General features: G+C 72.6%; 13 protein-coding genes. 1 reads left to right on the top strand and 12 read right to left on the bottom strand.

Going from position 1 to position 17,461, the window contains the following annotated elements:
• Positions 1-3: 3 nt before the first annotated feature.
• The 11 genes from ACFVV1_RS08930 to ACFVV1_RS08880 all read right to left on the bottom strand — a co-directional run bounded on the left by ACFVV1_RS08930 (position 4) and on the right by ACFVV1_RS08880 (position 16,010).
• Positions 4-2,256 (bottom strand): hypothetical protein, encoded by a 2,253-nt coding sequence (locus tag ACFVV1_RS08930; protein WP_389986702.1) that lies wholly within the window; start codon positions 2,254-2,256, stop codon positions 4-6.
• Between the two features lie 3 nt (positions 2,257-2,259).
• Positions 2,260-3,690: a hypothetical protein gene (locus ACFVV1_RS08925; RefSeq protein ID WP_389986699.1), complete on the bottom strand. Its 1,431-nt coding sequence runs from the start codon at positions 3,688-3,690 to the stop codon at positions 2,260-2,262.
• 5 nt (positions 3,691-3,695) lie between these two features.
• Entirely contained in the window at positions 3,696-4,784 is a 1,089-nt protein-coding gene (locus tag ACFVV1_RS08920; RefSeq protein WP_389986696.1) for an ATP-binding protein, read from the bottom strand.
• Entirely contained in the window at positions 4,781-7,423 is a 2,643-nt protein-coding gene (locus ACFVV1_RS08915; protein ID WP_389986693.1) for a hypothetical protein, read from the bottom strand. The genes ACFVV1_RS08920 and ACFVV1_RS08915 overlap by 4 nt, the downstream gene beginning before the upstream one ends.
• Positions 7,424-7,450: 27 nt before the next feature.
• Positions 7,451-9,025, bottom strand: a complete 1,575-nt coding sequence (locus ACFVV1_RS08910) for an Hsp70 family protein (RefSeq protein ID WP_389986690.1) — start codon at positions 9,023-9,025, stop codon at positions 7,451-7,453.
• A gap of 107 nt (positions 9,026-9,132) precedes the next feature.
• Entirely contained in the window at positions 9,133-9,627 is a 495-nt protein-coding gene (gene grpE, locus ACFVV1_RS08905) for a nucleotide exchange factor GrpE (RefSeq protein ID WP_389986687.1), read from the bottom strand.
• A gap of 135 nt (positions 9,628-9,762) precedes the next feature.
• On the bottom strand, positions 9,763-10,146 hold the full coding sequence (locus ACFVV1_RS08900; RefSeq protein ID WP_389986684.1) for a hypothetical protein: 384 nt from the start codon (positions 10,144-10,146) through the stop codon (positions 9,763-9,765).
• 94 nt (positions 10,147-10,240) lie between these two features.
• Positions 10,241-10,891: a thymidine kinase gene (locus tag ACFVV1_RS08895; protein ID WP_389986682.1), complete on the bottom strand. Its 651-nt coding sequence runs from the start codon at positions 10,889-10,891 to the stop codon at positions 10,241-10,243.
• Between the two features lie 221 nt (positions 10,892-11,112).
• Positions 11,113-12,300 carry an alkaline phosphatase family protein gene (locus tag ACFVV1_RS08890; RefSeq protein WP_389986679.1) on the bottom strand — a complete coding sequence of 396 codons (1,188 nt, stop codon included), beginning with the start codon at positions 12,298-12,300 and terminating at the stop codon, positions 11,113-11,115.
• Entirely contained in the window at positions 12,300-12,896 is a 597-nt protein-coding gene (locus ACFVV1_RS08885) for a DUF5998 family protein (protein WP_389986676.1), read from the bottom strand. Before ACFVV1_RS08885 ends, ACFVV1_RS08890 begins: the two co-directional genes overlap by 1 nt.
• A gap of 141 nt (positions 12,897-13,037) precedes the next feature.
• Positions 13,038-16,010, bottom strand: a complete 2,973-nt coding sequence (locus ACFVV1_RS08880) for a GNAT family N-acetyltransferase (protein ID WP_389986672.1) — start codon at positions 16,008-16,010, stop codon at positions 13,038-13,040.
• Positions 16,011-16,182: 172 nt separating this feature from the next.
• Here ACFVV1_RS08880 and ACFVV1_RS08875 point away from each other — a divergent pair, with 172 nt between their 5' ends.
• The gene (locus tag ACFVV1_RS08875; RefSeq protein ID WP_266749172.1) at positions 16,183-16,464 is read left to right on the top strand and encodes an HPr family phosphocarrier protein; all 282 of its coding nucleotides are present in this window, start codon (positions 16,183-16,185) and stop codon (positions 16,462-16,464) included.
• A 155-nt stretch (positions 16,465-16,619) separates the two neighbouring features.
• Here ACFVV1_RS08875 and ACFVV1_RS08870 read toward each other — a convergent pair whose 3' ends face one another.
• Positions 16,620-17,333, bottom strand: a complete 714-nt coding sequence (locus tag ACFVV1_RS08870) for a GntR family transcriptional regulator (RefSeq protein ID WP_389986669.1) — start codon at positions 17,331-17,333, stop codon at positions 16,620-16,622.
• Between the last annotated feature and the right edge of the window lie 128 nt (positions 17,334-17,461).

Below are 17,461 nucleotides of genomic sequence, written 5' to 3'. Positions count from 1 at the left end.
GCCTCAGCAGAGCGGCTCGGCGTCCGCGGACGCCGTGAGGAGGGCCAGGCAGCGTGCCGTCACCGTCTGGTCGTCCTCGCTGATGTCGACGGCGTAGGCGATGGGGGCGCGGCCCGTGGTCCCCTTGGGAGCCGTGATCCGCCAGCGTGCCTCGTACGTGTCGTGGGCCCCGATCATCCGGGGCGGCCGTCCGACGAGGGTGGCCTGCCAGCCCGCGGGCAGCAGGGGCGGCCGGATGGTGATGGCGAGGTCGCGTGCGGTGGCGTTCTCCATGGCGAGCCGGCCGCCGTCCGCCGGGTGCAGGCGCAGGGCGTCGGAGCTGCTCCAGCGGATGTTGAACTCGCGCAGGCGAAGCCGCTGTTTGTCGTCTTTGTCCTTGTCAAATAGGGAGTACAGGCCGATGCGGACGGAGTCGACGGTGTCCGGGACGGGAATGTCGTAGCCGTACGTCTTCTTGAAGTAGGCACCTTGCTTCTGCTCGTGACGGCGCATGTCCCGGAAGTCGATGGTGCGGGCACCGACCTGGCCCTCCACGTCGACGCCCGGCGCGAACAACGACTTGACGCTGTCCGGGTCGAAGTCCACCGACACCTCGCTCAGCGGCAGCGGTATCCCGAAGTCCATCCTCAGCCAGTTGTCCTTCTGCGGGGATCCCTTGACCGACCAGTAGCCCGCGTGGCCCGGCAGAGCGGCGGACGGCGGATGTCCCGGCGCCGAGTAACCGGCGCTGAGCTTCGGCCAGTCCCGGGTGGCGGCCGCGGTGAGGTCGATCTGGCGGACCGAACCGGTCAGCGGATGCCGCCACTTGTCGTACGTCCCGGGCAGACCGAAGAAAGCGGCCGGCGGCAGCACACCCGTCTGCAGGAGAGCCAGGGCGAGCGGTACGACCAGGTACCCGGCGAGGTGGGTGAGCAGAAAGGTGTGGCGGGCGGCGCGGTGCCGGGGGAAGCGGAACGTCGTGTTCTCGGGTCGGCGCACGGGCGGAGGCGCCATGCTCTCCCCGGAGCCCGCGGTACCGGACGTACCGGCAAGCCACCACAGCGTCCCCGCGAGAGTCGAGGCCGGAACGCAGCGCACCGGAATGCCCGTGGCGTCGAGCGCGCGCAGCAGATGGCCGCCGCCGGCCGCGTCCAGTTGCGCGCGCACGGCAGTGTCGTCGCCCTGTACGGCTCGGGTGTACAGCAGTGCGAAACGGTGCGGACGGCGGCGTGCCGGCAGGGCGGTGAGGACGTGCAGGACCCGGGTCACGGCGTACACGGCGTCGCTGTGCGCGGCGGGGTCGTCCACCACCAGCAGCAGTCCGTGGGCCCGGCGCAGGACGTCCAGCGCGGCCACCGACTCCTGACTGCCGTACGCGTCACCAGGCGGGTCGTACCACAGGACGGGCGCCCCGTCGGTGCGCACGAGCGGCGGCTCGGCCCCGGGCGTGGCGCCCAGCTCGGCCTGCCCCTGCCGGTGCACTCCGCCGCGCTGCGCCCCCGAGCCCCCGACGAGCACGACGACCCGCGCCTGTTCATATCCGGCGGGCAGCGCCTTCCCGCAGTGCGGACAGCACGCGTCCAGGCGGCGCGCGCCGAGGACGGCGGGCAGGCGGGTGCCGCAACGGCAGCGGTGGGAGAAGGCGCCGTACCGGTTGGGCAGCAGCTGCCGGTGGCCGGCTCGGCACGTCGGACACAGCCGGACCGGGCGGTGGATGGTGCGCCCGCAGCCGGTGTACGGGCACGGCGCCGGGCCGCTGCGCAGCGCGCGCCCCGTCCGCGCGACGGCCGCCCACACCACCCACCACAGGGTCCACAGTGAACAGCCCAGCGCCCACGCCAGCAGCGCGAACAGAAACGGAAGGATGTTCAGCGCGGTCGCGGTCAGCACGACGGCGACGGCCGTCAGCAGGAAAGCCGGGCGCAGGAAGAGCATCAGGCAGCCCTGCCCGCCGGTCCCGCGCTGTTGCGACCGGCGGAACGCGTCGCTCACCCGGTCGACCAGGAACCGCTCGGCGTCGCCCATCAGCCGTTCGTGCCGCTCGAGTCCGTCCCACCAGGTCGCACGCAGGTCGCGCGGGGCGGTGACGCGGAGGTAGACGGGGGTGGCCGGCTCGCCGTGCGGGTCGGGTGGGGAGTGTGCTGCCCGCCCGAAGGTCCGCCAGACGGTGTGCAGTTGGGTCCACACCAGCTTGGGCAGAGTGATGAAGATGCCGTAGCCGACGATCAGGACGACGAACAGGATGATCGCCAGGAGCAGCATTACAGGGTTCGCCACGGCTCACTCCTTCTCCCGGGCCGACCCGCGTCGCCACAGCAGCCGTGGCGCCCGCTCCGGCTCCTCGGCCCGCACCAGATCACGCAGGGCCTCGTAGGTCTCCGTCTCCTCCCACAGTCCCCGCCGGTACAGCCGCAGGATCCGCAGCGCGGTCGGCCGCGGCTCCCCGGGTGCCCGGCGCAGCACGTGCAGCGCGGTGCCGGGGGTGGCGGCGAGCACGTCCGGTGCTTCGTCCGCGAGGGAGGCGAGGGAGGCGCACGCCCGCGCGTCCAGGGCGGCGGTCCGCAGTTCGGCGGAGGCTTCGAGGGCGGCGAGCAGCCCGGCGAGGACGGCCGGCCGGTACGGCTCGGGCAGCGGAGCGAGCGCGGCCCGTACGTCGCCGAGGGGTGCCGTCCCGTCGGCGAGATGGCACGCGGCGGCGGCCGTCAGGCGCTCGGGCGCCAGTCGCGCCTCCTCCGGCCGCAGCTCCGCAACGGCACGTACGAAGCCCACGAGCCGGGAGCCCTCCCCGCCGAAGGCCCCCGCATCGCCGTCCGGCGCGAGCAGCGCGCACCCGGTCCGCAGCCGCCGTACGCCCCCCTCGACGCCGTCCGCGGGGCCCGCGTCCCACAGTTGTGCGACGGCGTCCAGGACGTCGAGGCGCCCGCTTGCCAACGCGCCCGCGAGGAACCGTGCCGTCGGGCTCGGCTCCGGACAGCCGCCCCAGGTCAGTCGGTCGAGGTGGAACACCGGACCCGGTGCCCGCTCCGCGGTCTCCGGCCCAGTCCCGGTCAGATGGCGGTGGTCGTCCTCCGGCCGCGCGGTGTAGGTCGTGAACGTCAGTCGGGCGGCCAGGCCGGCGGGCAGGGTGTAGGAGACGGCGGCGATCCAGTCGACGACACGGTCCGGATCCGCGGAGACCAGGGTGGCACCGGGGCCCTCGCCGACCAGCGCCCGCAGGGCCGCGGTGAGCAGCCGCTCCAGGAGGCGGACGCCGGGGTCGCCGATGCCGGCCAGCAAGCGGGCCACACGGTCGGGTCCGACGGCGCTGCCGGGGACGAGTTGGGTGACGTCGGGCAGGTCCTGGCCGTCGTCGTGCGCCGGCGTCGGGGCCCAGTGGGGTGTGTCCCACAGCTCGACGGGGCGCAGACCGGCCAGTTCGTCGGGGGTGGCGTACAAGGCGTGGCAGAAGTGGTTGCCCCAGCGGCCGGTGTAGTCCTGGCCGGTGAAGCGCGTGCGGGTCAGCACGGCCGCGTCGTCGTCCGGCCGATCGTAGGCGAAGGCCACGGGGAAGTGGCGGTGTCGGTCCGGGCCCGGAGGCCGCGCGTACCCCGTCAGCGGGCGCAGGACATCGAGTGCGGGGCGGGCCGTCGGGGAGACGGCGGTGAAGCGGAAGCCGCCGTGGGGTGCGTCGGACGAGGGCGGGGCGGACGTGTAGTGGGCCTGTCCTGCCATACGCGTCACCCCCGTCCCCGGTCGAGGGCGCCGAAGCGGTGCAGCAGCCACATCAGGGGGTCCTCCACCCGGTGCGGGCGTACGAGGCCACCGAGTCCGAGGTCGCCGCCCTGCCGGGGCGCGGTACCGAGCGTGGACAGCGCGAACAGCTGGTAGTCGGTACAGAACTGGTGGAGCCGCGCGTCGAGTTGGTGTTCCTGCCAGCGCCGCAGCAGGGCCTGCAGCTCGGCGTGGACGGCGGCTCGGTCGTCGGCGTCGAAGACGGGGCCGGGGCGGCGGGTGCGGTGCAGCGGGGAGTTGTCCGGCAGGTGCGGCCACAGGAGGTCGGCCTTGGTGAGGGCGACCGCGACCGGCACGGTCACCTTCCCGCCGCCGCCGAGGTGGCCCAGCACCCGGGCGAGTACGTCGCCCGACCGGCCCGGCACCCCGTCGCCGTCCTTCACCGGCGCGCCGGGCAGGTCCTGCGGATCGACGAGGACGACGACGGCGTCGGCCGCGACGAAGTAGCGCATCTGTGCCTCCATACGGTCGCGTGAGGCGAAGTGCTCGCCCGCGGTGTCGAGGAAGACCAAGGTCAGCACCCGCTTGCCGGCACGTCCGAAACGGCCCCGCCGGGTGCGGCTGAGGCGGTGCACGAGGGGGCGGCCGGCGTCATGCTCGGCGGTCTTGGGGACGGTGTGCTGCTCCTCGTACAGGTGCCGTTCGTACCGATCGTGGTAGTCGGCCATCGTGTCGTCGTCGCACGGGAGCAGCGCGGCGTCGAGTTCGGCGCCGAGGCGGTGCAGCAGTTCGTGCACGAGGACGCCGATGTAGGTGCTCTTGCCGGAACTGACCGGTCCGGCGAGCGCCACCAGCTTTCCGGGAGTGCTCAGATAGCCCTCAGGCAGTCGGCCTGCGCAGGCGGTGCAGCGCAGCCGGGTGGTGGTGCGGCCGCAGGTGCCGCACACCGCCGAACCGGCCCGTGGGTTGGCCGAGGCGAGGCCCCGGTCCTGGGCGCAGGCGGCGCCGCTCGCGCAGACGTACGCGATCTGCGCTCGGGAGATACTCCGGAAGCAGTGCGGGCACACCCAGGTGCGGCGCCACGGCATTCTCATGTCCACTCCCTCTGGGTGATCTTGAGCGTGTGCTGCGGCGGGTCGCGCAGCACGAGCGCCTCGCCGACGGCGAAGCAGCGCAGCCGGCCGCCCGGGCCGCGGGCCAGGCGCGCCGACAGCTTCGCGTCCTGCCCCGGACCGAGCGTCACGTCGGCGGCTTCCGCGAGGACGTCCCCGTCGGCGGGCTCCAGCGGCCAGACCGGGCCGCGCGACCGCACCAGCAGCAGCCGCTCGGCTCGTACGGTGGTGCGCGCCGTGAACACGGCGGTTACCGTGCGACGTCCGGGCAGGCCCTTCCGCTCCAGCCGATAGTCGACGTCGGCGCGTGGTGGCAGTACCGCCGCGCTCGGCGGGCCGTATGCGGGCAGCCCGCCGAGCTGGGCGATCGGCCGCACCTCGACTTCCACCCCGGCGCCGTCCGCGACCGGCAGCCGTACGCCCGCCTCGTGCCGGTAGGTGGCGCGGGTGACGGCGCGCCGCTGCTCGCCCGCCTCGCCGGGGGTCCGCCAGGTGACCTCGACCTCGTTGCCGCTGTCCGGCGGCCAGTCGAAGACGACGGCCACGTCCGTGCCGCCGTGCCGGGTGAGCGTGAGGGTGCCGAGCGCCGACGCGACGGCCATGGCGTGTGCTCCTGTGACGGCGCGTTCTCCGGCGACCGTGACCGCGAGCACCACGGTGGGCCGGCCCGGCGGCGCGAACCGCAGCCCTTCCTCGGCAGTTTGCGCCACGATCGGACCCCCGGGGAGCTCCGCCGTGCGCAGCCGGGTGCCGGCCGGCCACGGAGGCACGTCGTCGAAGCCGTACAGGCGCACCTCGCCGCCGGGCGGCGGGTCGAGGCGCGCCAGGAGGTGGCCGTCCACGAGGCGGATGTCCAGGTCGGTGACCGGCTCGGGCGGCGCGAGCGGCGTGGCGGTGCGCCGGACGCCCTCCGTGCGTACGAGCAGTCCGTCGTCGGTGCGGTAGGCGACGCGGACGCGGTAGCCGTACGTCGTGCCGTTGGCGAGCCCGCCGTCCGTGAAGCCGTCGCGGCGGGCGGCGACCCGCACCTCCTCGCCATCCGGCGCGGTGCGGACGACCTCGACGGACCGGGCACGGTCGGGGCAGGTCCAGCCGGCGGTGATCCGACGGTCCCCGGGGCGCAGGTGGACATCGGTGACCTCGGGCCAGTGCACGACGGGCCCGCCCACCGTGAGCGGCGAGGGCGCGCTGCCGGGTTCGGCGGCCCGGCGCACGGCGACCGCGTAGTACAGCGGGACGCAGGCCGGGGGTGAGGCGTCCACGTACGAGGTGGCACGCGGCGACGTCAGCGGCAGCACCGTGCCGTCGGCCGCGTCGCGTGGCGGGCGCTGCTCGCTGCGCAGCAGCACGCACTCGGGCTCGCCCGTCGTGGACGACGAGGGCCGCCACCGGACGGTGACGCCCTCGCCGTCCCGGGTCGCGGTGAGGCCGGACACCGGGCAGACCGCGAGGCCGCGGCGCACAGCGTCGATTCCCGGCAGATCGCGGACTGCCTCCTCCGCCTGTTCCAGCAGGTCCCAGGCCCGGTCCGCCTCGGCCGGCGGCAGTCGGCGCGCGTGGTCCACCAGGCCGCGCGCCTCGGCGAGTTTCCCGCGCACATGCTCGGCCAGTGTGCGCACATCCTCGGCGAGCGAGTCCGGCGGCAACCGGTCCGCCACGGCCGCCGCCTCGGCGAGCCGCCCGTCCGCGGCCAGCCGGTGCAGCCGCTCCGACACCGGGTCCCCGGCCGCCTCGTGCAGCACCGCGAACACCAGTCGCCGCGCGTCGTCCGCGGCGACGGACAGCTCTCCCACCGCGTATGCGAGGAGCGTGGCCGGGGTCGCGCGGGCGGCATACCGCGTCCGCAGAGGCAGCGCCAGTTCATGGAGCAGGATCCGGGCGAGTCCCTCCGGACCCTGCTCGGTCAGCACGCCACGGACGGCGGCGGTCACGGCCTGGGCCGCTGTGTGCGCGGCGCCGTGCGGCAGCCGTCCCCAGCGGCGCGCCGCCGCCTCGACGCTCGGCGGGTCGACCGGGGGCGCGTCGAAGACGCGTACGGGCTGCTCGGTCCGCCCGCCGGGCGTGCTTGTCGCGAGGAAGTCGCCGAGGTGCCGCAGCCCCAGCACCTCCAGGTGGCCGGCGCAGCGCGCATACGCGGCGTGCGGCACCGACCGGGGCAATGGGTCGGGCTCGGCGATACGCAGCCCGAGGACAGGCAGCAGGTCCCGTACCCGGTCCTCGCGGACCCGGTGGGCGGCGGCGATCTCCGCGACCGTGCTCTCGGCGAGCATGCCGAGTCCGCCCGTGGCCTCTTCCAGGGCCGCGCGCAGCCCGGCCCGCTCGGATTCGGCGCGTCGGCCGTGCGCTGCGAGGGCAGCCCGCAGTCGTCCCGGGTCGCCGGCGGCGGCCGCGTCCAACAGCGGCCGGTGGATGAGGTACCCGGCCTCCAACTGCTCGATGACGGCACGGTACTTGAGCCGAGACCTGCTGCGGCGCCAGCAGGCGCGGACCGCGGCGACCGCCTCGGCGACCGCGGGCCCGGTGAGGCGCTGCGGCAGCTGGTAGCGCGTGCGCAGGTCCTGGGTCACGGGCAACCCGGCGTCGAGCACCTCGCGCCGGTAGCGCTCCTCGTCGAAGGCCACGGCCTTGTTCCCCCGTCCTGCCCGCGATCAGCCGACCCGCTGGCGGCTCATCGCAACCCGCGCCTCGTCCACCGCCTCCTGGGACAGACCTCCGATCTGAAGGGAGATCTCGATCTGCTCGCCGGTCTCCCGCTCGGTGGCGACGACGGTGAGGAGCCCGGAGGTGTCAAGCGTGAACACGCACTGGAAGGGCCAGCGCGCGGGTTTGCCGGGTGGGATCTTCAACGTGCCTTGCGCGACTTCGGTGTTGTGCTCCGGCTCCGCGGACTCCACCGCGCCCGCCTGTTCCATTACCTGGATCCGGACCTCCCGCTGACCGTCGCGCAGGGTGTAGAAGTCGTCGGTCACCGACGCAGGCAGAGTGTCGTTGGCGTGCACGAGGTGGGTGACGTACTCCCGGCCGGTGTCGATGTCCGTGACCTGGATGCCGTAGCCGCGCGAGGCGACGGTGGAGATTTCGTACGGGCGGTGGGTGAGGCCGGTCTCCGACACGTCCGGTGCTTGGCCGGCAGGGAGTTCGCCGCCGGAGAAGATGTACGTGGCCCGGTCGAGGGCGTAGAGCGCGGCGCCGCGGGCCACCGCGAGGTCGGGGTTGTGCAGCCTGGGCTCGAAGCCGAACTGGGTGCGCAGGGCGGCGGCGACGGCGGGCATCTTGGTGGCGCCGCCGACGAGCAGCACATCGTCGAAGGACGATACGCCCCGCTCCGCGGCCAGTTCGACGGTGCGGCGGGTGATGTCGACGGTGCGGTCGAGCAGGTCGCGGGTCAGCTCCTCGATCAGCCCCCGGGTCAGCTCCACCGGTTCGACCCTGCCCTGGTGCATGACGCGGACGGTGTAGCGCTCGCGGAAGGACAGCGCCTTCTTCGCCTCCTCGGCGTCCTTGCGCAGCTGCGTCTCGGACTGGAGGTCGGACAGCGGGTCGTCGACGTCCGGGAAGCGCTCGCGGAACCGCTCCACCAAGTGCACGACGATGCGGTCGTCGAAGTCGCTGCCGCCCAGTTCCTTCGCGCCGTCCGTGCACAGCACGGTCAGCTCGCGCCCGCGCAGGGTGAGCACGGTGGTGTCGAAGGTGCCGCCGCCCAGGTCGTACACGAGGATGGCCCGGTCCCCGCGCTCCTCGTCTCCTTCCAGGGCCCCGTAGTCGAGCGCGGCCGCGATGGGTTCGGCGACCACGTCGAGGACGCGCAGTCCGGCGATCTCGCCGGCCTTACGGGTGGCGTCCCGCTCGGCGAGCCCGAAGTAGGCGGGCACGCTGATCACCACGTCGCGCGCCTCGTCGCCGCCGGCGGCCTTGGCGTCCTCGACGAGTTTGCGCAGGATGCGAGCGGAGATCTCCTCGGGTGTGTAGGTGCGGCCGTGGAACTCGCGCGGCACCACATCGCCCATGTCCCGCTTGATGAGCTGCACGACGTGCTCGGGGTCGAGGACGGTGGCGTCCTTGGCGCTCTGTCCCACGACGACGCTGTCGGCGCTCTCGAAGTAGACGACGGACGGCGTGGTGTCCGCCCCTTCGAGGTTGCGCAGTACGGTCGGTCTGCCGACGTCGTCGATCCGTGCAACGCAGGAGTAGGTGGTCCCCAGGTCGATGCCGTATACGGCCATACGGTCTCCCGCCGCCGGGACGGCCGCGCGTTGCGCCCGTCCCGTATGTTGTCTCGCCAGTTGTCCTTGTAAGCCATGCCCTTTGAGCCCACCGGAGACGGAGACGTTCATGGCGCATCCGGCTCCCACCGGGAAACCACGACGTCGGCCTTGCGAACGACCCGCTCCCCCTGAACGAATCCGGCCGCCACTACGCGCGCCACCGTCCGGTCCGCCTCCGGCCCTTCGGCGGCGGCGCGGCCCACCGGACGCTGCAACGCCATGTCGAATGCCGCGCCGGGCCGGGGTACGTACCGCTGTACGCCGGTCCTGGCCACGGTGTCCGCCGCCTCGTCGGCCAGCGCGGTCAGCAGGGCCCGTAGTTCGTCGACGCCGAGCGGGCCGGTGACGTGTTCGGCCTGGCGCAGGATCTGGTCGTGGAGCCGAATCAGGGAGTGGCGCACGAGATCGAGCGCCATTTCGATCTCGCCCCGGCGCAGCCGCTCGACCTCGTCGTGCAGCCTTGTGACGATCTCCTCACGACGCTCGGCGAGCTGTTGCTGACGAGCGAGTGCTGCGGTGAACTCGCCTGCATGCGCGCAGGGTTCGACAGGTTCCGACACGTCGCTCACAGTAGACCAAAGGGGCACGGCGCGTCAGTGGAACCTGTCGCGATCGCCTGCCGGGCCGGAACAGCTGCGTTGCCCGGCTCGCGCCCGGTCCTCTCGTGCACCACCACCCAGCCATGCACGACCTCGTCAGCCACCGAAATTGATGGAACCGTGAACATCCCGCGCCTGGACGACATTGCTCTGAGTGCCCCCGGAGATCACGTTGCTCACGTCGCCCGCACCGGTCCGCGTGCCCTCCAGTGCCTCGGCCTCCCGACGCCAGGCCGCGAGCGCCTCGGCAAAGGCGGGGTCCTGCCGGGCGCGGAGAGCCAGTACCTCGGCCAACGCCGTGGCACGCTCCGCGCTGTCAGCCGCCTCGGCGAGGGCCGTCAACTCGCCCTCGCCGTACGGCTCTCCGTCCGACGGCCGCCGCCTGACCAGGTTTCGCAGCGATGTCCAGATCTGCTCCCCCGCCGCGCCCGCGGTGCCTCCCGCAAAGGCCATGAGCAGTTCAGGTGCAATCGGGTCCACGATGCCCTCCACCTTTTCCAACGCACAGGTCGTGGGTCGAGCGTAAAGCACAGTGGGCCCGCAGAGACCCGAAACCGAAGGAGGAATCTCGCCGTCAAGCGGATGTGACCGGCAGGACGTCGGGGGACAGCGCGCCCGCGCGGGCTGAAGCAGCAGTCATCCGGCGGAGGTGATGGCGGCGGCACAGGACCTCATAACCGATCTCGCCCACCGGACGGTTGACGTCGCCGACGACCACCTGGGCACCTTCGACCACCATCTCCCCAGCCACCGTGCGCGCGTTGTGGGTGGCCCGGGCTCCACACCAGCACAGGGCCTCCACCTGGAGGGCCTCGATCCGGTCGGCCAGCTCGATCAGCCGCTGCGAGCCCGGGAAGAGCCTGGTGCGGAAGTCGGTGGTGATACCGAAGGCGAAGACATCCAGCCCGAGGTCGTCCACGACCCGCGCCAGCTGGTCGATCTGCTCCGGCGAGAGGAACTGCGCCTCGTCGGCGATCACATAATCGACCTTGCCGCCCTTGGACAGCTGATCGACCAGATACCCGTAGATGTCCATACCCTCGGTGGCCTCGACAGCCCCCGTGACCAGGCCCAGTCGCGAGGACAGTTTCCCCTCGCCCGCCCGGTCGTCCCGCGTGAAGATCACGCCCTGAAGCCCCCGGGCCGAGCGGTTATGTCCGATCTGGAGTGCCAAAGTACTCTTGCCGCAATCCATAGTTCCGGAGAAAAACACCAATTCGGACATCAGCGGAGTGCGGCCTTTCGCGGCGAGTGGGGTTCCAGAGACAGCGCGCCACCCGGCCGGCGCCAGGTGACGGGTCCATGCCATGGCGAATACCCCGGCGAGTGGGTGCTCTTTCCGCAGTCCGTCGTTCCGGAGAAGAACACAAGCTCGGGCATGAGGGGCTGAGCACCTTTCGGGCGGGGCAAAGCAGTCCAAGGGGGACTGTGGCGGGGAAAACGCGGCTACGAGCGTACTTCGAGCAGGGGGACGAGCTGCTCGACGGGGGTCATCGAGCCGTGCATGCCCACCATCGCGGACTCGTGCGGCTCATTGACCGACGCGGTGATCACCACGTCGTCGTGGGCCGCGGCGACGACATCGCCGATCCTGCCGTGTACGCGTTCGTCGATCTTCGGGCCGAACCAGCCGGCCGCGATCGCCTCGTCCCGGCTCGCCACCCAGAACTGCTCGCCGAGCACTTCCCGCCAGACGGTCAGCACATCGTTCTCGGCGCCCGGGACCGCGTACACATGACGGGCCCGGCCCTCGCCGCCGAGCAGGGCGACGCCCGCGCGCAGCTCCCAGTCCTCGTCGAAGTCGATCCGGGACTGCTCGTCGAAGGGGATGTCGATCATGCCGTGATCGGCGGTGATGTACAGCGCCGAGCGGGTCGGGAGCTGTTCGGCCAGGCGCCGGGCCAGGCCGTCCACGTACATCAGCTGCCCGCGCCAGGCGTCGGAGTCGACCCCGAAGCGGTGGCCCTTGCCGTCGACCTCGCTGTAGTACGTGTACACGAGCGACCGGTCACCCGCGGCGAGCCGTTGGGCGGCGACGTCCATCCGCTCCTCGCCGGACAGCCGGCCGAGGAACGAGCCCCCGCTGAGCGCGACCTTGGTGAGCGGGGTCTGCTCGAAGGCGGGGGCGGAGACCTGGGCGGTGCGCACCCCCGCGGCGTCGGCGAGCGTGAAGACGGTGGGGTACGGCTGCCAGGCCTTCGGCGGGGTCCAGGGCTGCCAGCGCAGCTGGTTCATCAGCTCGCCGGTCTCCGGATTGCGCGCGGTGTAACCGGGAAGGCCGTGCTCCCCGGGCGGAAGTCCGGTACCGACCGAGGCCAGTGACGTCGCCGTGGTGGCCGGGAAGCCCGCCGTGATCGGGCGGCCGGTGCCGCCCCGCGAGGTGGGGAGCAGGGAGTGCAGAAACGGTGCCTCGTCCGGGTGTGCCTTGATCTGCTCCCAGCCGAGCCCGTCGATGAGGAACACGCAGTTCCGGTCGGCGGGGGTGAGTTCAGGGATCGCCGCGGTGAAGCCGGGCACGCCCTGTCCGGCAGCAAGCGTGGGCAGCAGATCGGAGAGCGAGCCGCTGCCGTACTCCGGGACGGGGGCGGTGTCGACGGGGAGCAGAACGGGATCCTGCCAGGCCGGCTGGGCCATCAGCGGCCGGACGCCGCGGTCGCGGCCGTGGCCTCGGAGAGGGACTGTGCGAACGCGAGGGTCTGGCGCACGGTGTCCGGGCCGTCACCGGCCTCGCTGACCCGCAGGCTCAGGTCGTCGGCGGTGGAACTGCCGGTGTAGCCGTGGTCGGCTTCGCAGTTGGGGTCGCCGCAGGCGGCCGGCTCCAGGTCGATGCGGGAGACCGCGCCCCAGCCGATGGTGAGGACGACCTCGCGGGGCAGCGTGCCCGGTACGTACTTCTCCGGGTTGGCGACAACGCGGCTGACCACGACCGACGAGATCCGGTCGAGCTTGACCGACTCCGTGGAGGTGGTGGCGTACGGCGTCGGGGAGCTGGTGTCCGCGTTCTGCTCGTCGGTGTGGCTGACGATGAAGCGGGTGTCGGTCAGGACCAGGACCGTGACGTGGCGGCGCACCTCGTTGGAGTCGAAGGTGGTCTCCTGGTGCACCAGGTACGAAGCGACCGGCTCACCGCCCACGGCGGCCTCCACCGCCTCGGCCACGAGGGCCGGGTAGTAGCCACTGCGCTCGATCGCCGCGCGCAGCCCCTGGGTCGTCGTACCGGTCTTAGCCATGTGGACCATCCTACGGGGGGCGGATGACTGCCGGGGACGATGTCCGGCAGGGCGGCCGGTGCCCGCGCGGACAAGGGACCGGTGCTTTCGTCCCCGTCCGGCGGCCGGGGACGAAGCGGTGCCGTTCCGGTCGGTGGCCGGTCAGTAGTTGGGGAGGCGGCGAGGGCCGAGATCGGTGCGGACCGGGGGCGGCGAGAGCCGGACGCTCGCGCCGAGAACGGTCAGCCCCTGGGGGGCGACCACGACCGGTTCCAGGGCGATGGAGACCACCTCGGGGTGGTCGTCGACCAGCCGGGACACCCGCAGCAGCAGCTCTTCGAGCGCCGCGGTGTCCACGGGTGCCGCGCCGCGCCAGCCGAACAGCACCGGGGCCGCCCGGATGGACCGGATCAGCTCCGCGGCGTCGCGGTCGGTGGCCGGAACGAGGCGGTGGGCGGTGTCGCCGAGGAGTTCGGAGGGCGCGCCCGCGAGCCCGAAGGAGACGACGGCGCCCGCTGCCGGGTCGATCGTGGCCCGTACCACGGTGTCGACGCCGCGCGGTGCCATGGCCTGGACGACCGGCCGGAGTTCCGCGGGCTTGCCGAGCAGGTCGGTCAGTTCGCCGTAGGCCCGGCGCAGCGCGCTCTCGTTGGCGAGGTCCAGCCGGACCCCGCCGAGGTCGGCGCGGTGGCGCAGATGGGGCGCGGTGGTCTTGAGCGCCACGGGATAGCCGAGCCGCGCCGCCGCGGCGACGGCGGCTTCGGAGTCGGGGGCCGCAAGCGTCGGCCGTACGGCGATGCCGTAGCGGCCCAGGAGTTCGCGCGCCTCGTCGTGCGCGAGCGGCCTGCCCCGTGGGTCGGGGTCCGGGCCGAGCAGGGCGTCGATCAGGTCGGCGGCGCCCTGTTCGTCGATGGTGTCGTCGAGGAACTCGGGCACCTTGCCGGGCACGGCGGCCTGTCGTCGCCACTGCGCGTACCTCACCGCTTCGGCCAGGGCGCGCACGGCTCGCTCGGCGGCGGGGTAGGCGGGGATCCGGCCGGTACGGGGACAGGAGCCGGGGGCGGGTCCGGGGCCGTCCTTGCTGTCCGTGCCCGTGGTTGCGGTGACCGCGCCGCCACCGGGGGCGAAAGCGGTGTGCGCCGGGGCGGGGCCGGGCGCTGAAGGGGTGTGCGCCGGGGCGGCGCCGGTCGAGGTGGCGGCGGCTCCGGCGCGCGGCGACGTCGCGGCCGCGGAGGGCTGCTTCGAAGGGCGCGGCTGCGCGACCGTGCTGGTGGCCGCGGCGAGAGCCTCCGCCAGGCCGCCGATCTCCACGTGGACGACGGCCACCGGCTTGGCGGGACCGGCGGCCGCGGCCGCGTGCAGGGCGGTCGCCAGTACCTCTCCGTCGCCCGGTTCCGCCTCGCCGTCCTCGCCCACCCACGGGATCGCCGTCACGATCACGGAGTCGCAGCCCTCGTCGGCGAGGGCCTCGGCCAGGGCGTCCCGGAAGTCCTGCGGGGTCGCGGCGGTGGTGAGGTCGAGGGGGTGACGCGGGCGGAGCCCCTCGGTCAGGCAGGCGTCGTACGTGAGCAGGCCGAGCGACTCGGAGTTGCCGAGGATCGCGACCCGTGGGCCCGCGGGGAGCGGCTGGTCGGCGAGGAGGAGACCCGCGTCGACCATTTCCGTCACCGTGTCGACGCGGATCACGCCCGCCTGCCGCATGAGCGCGGAGACCGTCGCGTCCGGGATCCGGCTGACCGGCACCGCATGGCCTGGCGGGGTGGAGCCGCTGTGCCGGGCGCCCTTCACGACGACCACGGGCTTCACGGCAGCTGTGCGCCGGGCGAGGCGGGTGAACTTGCGAGGGTTGCCGAGCGATTCGAGGTACAGCAGGGCAACATCCGTGTCCGGGTCCTCGTACCAGTACTGCAGGAAGTCGTTGCCCGAGATGTCGGCGCGGTTGCCCGCGGAGATGAAGGTGGAGAGGCCGGCGCCGCGCCGGTAGAGCCCGGAGAGCAGCGCGATGCCGATCGCTCCGGACTGGGTGAAGAGACCGATGCGTCCGGGAGCGGGCGGCTCGGGGGCGAGGGAGGCGTTCAGCCGGACGGCGTCGGCGTTGTTGATGACGCCGAAGGCGTTCGGTCCGATGATCCGCATCCCGTACGAGCGGGCCTGGCGGACCAGTTCACGCTGCCGCTCCCTGCCCTCGGCGCCCCATTCGGCATATCCGGCGGAAAGGACGACCAGCCCTTGGACACCGTGCTCGCCGCAGTCGGCGACGGCCTCGGGAACGCGGTCGGCGGGGACGGCGACCACCGCGAGGTCGACCGGTTCGCCGATCTCGCCGATCGAACGGTGGGCGGGGACCCCGTCGATCGTGCCCTGGTCGGCGGCGAAGGCGCGGTTCACGGCGTACGTACGACCGGTGAAGCCGGCCCCGAGGAGATTGCGCAGGACCGTGCGGCCGACCCCGCCGGGAGTGCGGCCTGCACCGATGACGGCGACGGAGCCGGGGGCGAGCAGCCGTTGCACGGAACGCGCCTCGGCCCGCTGCTCACGGGCGCGCTGGACGGCGAGGGACTCGGCGGTGGGTTCGAGGTCCAGGGTGAGGTGGACGGAGCCCTCCTCGAAGCTGCGCTGCTGGGTGTACCCGGCGTCCCGGAACACCTTGATCATCTTGGTGTTGGCGGGCAGCACCTCGGCCGCGAAGCGGCGGATGCCGCGCTCGCGGGCGACGGCGGCGATGTGTTCGAGGAGCGCGGAGGCCACACCCCGGCCCTGGTGTGCGTCCTGGACGAGGAACGCCACCTCGGCCTCGTCGGCGGGTGCGGAGGCGGGTCTGCCCCGCTCATCGATCCGGTCGTAGCGGACGGTCGCGATGAACTCGCCGCCGACCGTGACCGCGAGCCCCACCCGGTCGACGTAGTCGTGATGGGTGAAGCGGTGCACGTCCCTGTCGGACAGACGGGGGTACGGAGCGAAGAAGCGGTAGTACTTCGACTCGTCGGAGACCTGCTCGTAGAAGCTGACCAGTCGTTCGGCATCGTCCGTGGTGATGGGCCGGATCCGCGCGGTTCCGCCGTCGCGGAGGACCACGTCCGCTTCCCAGTGGTCGGGGTACACGTGATGCGGACTCTGCTGCGACGAGGGCTGCATGCGCAAAGACTACGGCTCCGTCAGCGGTCGCGTAGGTCCTGGGGCCGGGGCAGTCTGAGGGGGCCGAGCCGCGGTACAGCACGGGCTGCGGGCCTGCCGCGGGTCGGCCGGAACACCGCGCACCACATGAGAGACTGGTCTAGACAACCATTGATTCCTGAAGGGCAGAACCATGGCTGAGCGCCGCGTCAACGTCGGATGGGCCGAGGGCCTGCACGCCCGCCCCGCTTCCATCTTCGTCCGTGCCGCCACGGCCTCCGGCGTCCCCGTGACGATCGCCAAGGCCGATGGCAATCCGGTGAACGCCGCCTCGATGCTCGCGGTGCTCGGTCTCGGCGCGCACGGCGGCGAGGAGATCGTGCTCGCATCCGAGGCCGACGATTCGGAAGCCGCCCTGGACCGCCTGGCGAAGCTGGTTGCCGAGGGGCTCGATGAGCTGCCGGAGACCGTCTGACCCATTTCCTGCGAAAGAGCCGCGGCACCCTTGACCGGGTCCGCGGCTCTTTCGTTTTCCCGGGCGAAACTTAGTGAAAAATGAAGAGCGAAGATAATTCGGGCAGCCCGAAGAAAGCTCCACGGAATGACAACTCTTTGTATACGGCGTAATTGTTAATGCCGGATGCCCGTGGTGTTTACGGAATGTTGCGAGGCCCTCACCCGGCCGGTGCGTGAGGCCGCGGGCGCACGGTCCGGCCGGTCGATGCGGCGCAGCCGGTGCGCGGCCGCGGCCCGTTCGGCGTGCTGGGCGGTCAGCGCCCTGGCCCATGCCGCGTCACCGCGCGCCACCGCGTCCACGACGGCTCCGCGCTCGGCCCAGGAATCCGCCGGGCGGGCCGGCTGCTCGACCGCGTACATCCAGGCGATCTTGTGCCGGAGCTGGGTGAGCAGCGCGATCAGGCCGGGGCTGCCGGAGGCCTGCGCCAACGTCTCGTGGAACCAGCCGCCCAGCGGGCGCAGATCCTCCCCCTCGCCCCGCCTGGCCCGCTCCTGGCCGAGCCTGACCAGACCGCGCAGCACCTTGAGATGCGCCTCGGTGCGGCGCTGCGCGGCGCGCGCGGCGGCCAGCGGCTCCAGCAGCATCCGGACCTCCAGGAGGTCGGCGGCCTCCTCCTGGGTGGGCTCGGCGACGCAGGCGCCCGCGTGCCGCCGGGTGACCACGAAGCCCTCGGACTCCAGGGTGCGCAGAGCTTCCCGTACCGGGACACGGGAGACCCCGTAACGACGCGCCAGCAACTCCTCGGTGAGCCGGCTGCCGCGTTCGAAGACACCGGAGACGATGTCGTCACGGATTGCCGTGCATACCGAATGCGCGGGAATGCGCATGTCCGAACCTCCGTCTTGATCCCCGCGAAACGCGGCCGACCGACGCCTGTTGTGCGACTCTATTGCAATGCGGCCGCATTTCCGATGCCGGGTGGAAATTCATGAATATCTTTTGGCCACGGGGCGAC

The sequence above is a fragment of the Streptomyces sp. NPDC058092 genome (assembly GCF_042884935.1).
Taxonomy (GTDB): Bacteria; Actinomycetota; Actinomycetes; order Streptomycetales; family Streptomycetaceae; genus Streptomyces.
This window is presented reverse-complemented; position numbering and strand designations above follow the sequence as displayed.

Coding starts and splice junctions, on each gene's coding strand:
- ACFVV1_RS08875 (WP_266749172.1), top strand. CDS start 16,183: ATGGCTGAGCGCCGCGTCAACGTCGGATGGGCCGAGGGCCTGCACGCC.
- ACFVV1_RS08890 (WP_389986679.1), bottom strand. CDS start 12,300: ATGGCCCAGCCGGCCTGGCAGGATCCCGTTCTGCTCCCCGTCGACACC.
- ACFVV1_RS08910 (WP_389986690.1), bottom strand. CDS start 9,025: ATGGCCGTATACGGCATCGACCTGGGGACCACCTACTCCTGCGTTGCA.
- ACFVV1_RS08885 (WP_389986676.1), bottom strand. CDS start 12,896: ATGGCTAAGACCGGTACGACGACCCAGGGGCTGCGCGCGGCGATCGAG.
- ACFVV1_RS08880 (WP_389986672.1), bottom strand. CDS start 16,010: ATGCAGCCCTCGTCGCAGCAGAGTCCGCATCACGTGTACCCCGACCAC.
- ACFVV1_RS08895 (WP_389986682.1), bottom strand. CDS start 10,891: ATGTCCGAATTGGTGTTTTTCTCCGGAACTATGGATTGCGGCAAGAGT.
- ACFVV1_RS08925 (WP_389986699.1), bottom strand. CDS start 3,690: ATGGCAGGACAGGCCCACTACACGTCCGCCCCGCCCTCGTCCGACGCA.
- ACFVV1_RS08870 (WP_389986669.1), bottom strand. CDS start 17,333: ATGCGCATTCCCGCGCATTCGGTATGCACGGCAATCCGTGACGACATC.
- ACFVV1_RS08920 (WP_389986696.1), bottom strand. CDS start 4,784: ATGAGAATGCCGTGGCGCCGCACCTGGGTGTGCCCGCACTGCTTCCGG.